Consider the following 605-nt stretch of genomic DNA (forward strand, 5'->3'; position numbering starts at 1 on the left):
CAGTTGCCTGACGGGCTGGGAGAAGCGCTATCATGCGGGCGGGATAGAGGCGCTCGGCCCACGTCCCAGAGGACGACCCATGTCAAAGCCGCCGTCCCCCGCAGTGCCTGTTGCAGCCAGTGACGAGGCCAAAAGCCGCGAAGAACTGCTGGCTGAGCTGAAGCATCTGCGGATGGAGAACGACTACCTAAAAAAACTAGAGGCCTTAACGCAGGGACATGCGCTCAAAAAGCGCAAGCCGTCCAGGCGTTAAGGCCGTTGCATTCGCTTGAGGGGCTGCTCGAGCTGGCGAAGCTTGCGCGCAGCACGTTCTATTACAGACAGAAAGCAGCGAAGCGCTCGGACCGCCATGCGGCGCTGAAGGCGGCGATCAAGGCCATCTTCGACAGCCACAAGGGTCGCTACGGCTATCGCCGGGTGACTGCGCAACTGCACCGGTTGGGCCGGCGCGTCAACCACAAGACCGTCCAGAGCCTGATGGCCGGGATGGGATTGAAGTCGCTGGTCAGGCGAAGAAGTATCGCTCCTACAGGGGCGAGGCTGGGCGGACCGCTCCCGATCTGTTGCAGCGCAAGTTCGGCGCCGACCGCGCCAACCGCAAATGG

General features: G+C 62.6%; 1 protein-coding gene and 1 pseudogene. Both read left to right on the forward strand.

Annotation, left to right across the window (positions count from 1 at the left end; genetic code table 11):
* Window positions 1-253, forward strand: a pseudogene (locus NKJ11_RS33940) (IS3 family transposase); the annotation flags it as partial.
* A gap of 5 nt (window positions 254-258) precedes the next feature.
* The coding region (locus NKJ11_RS33755) for an IS3 family transposase (RefSeq protein WP_502905830.1) at window positions 259-605 on the forward strand (347 nt) is incomplete at its 3' end.

Origin of the sequence: Mesorhizobium sp. M0243 (assembly GCF_040321775.1) — a bacterium.
Classification (GTDB): Bacteria; Pseudomonadota; Alphaproteobacteria; order Rhizobiales; family Rhizobiaceae; genus Mesorhizobium.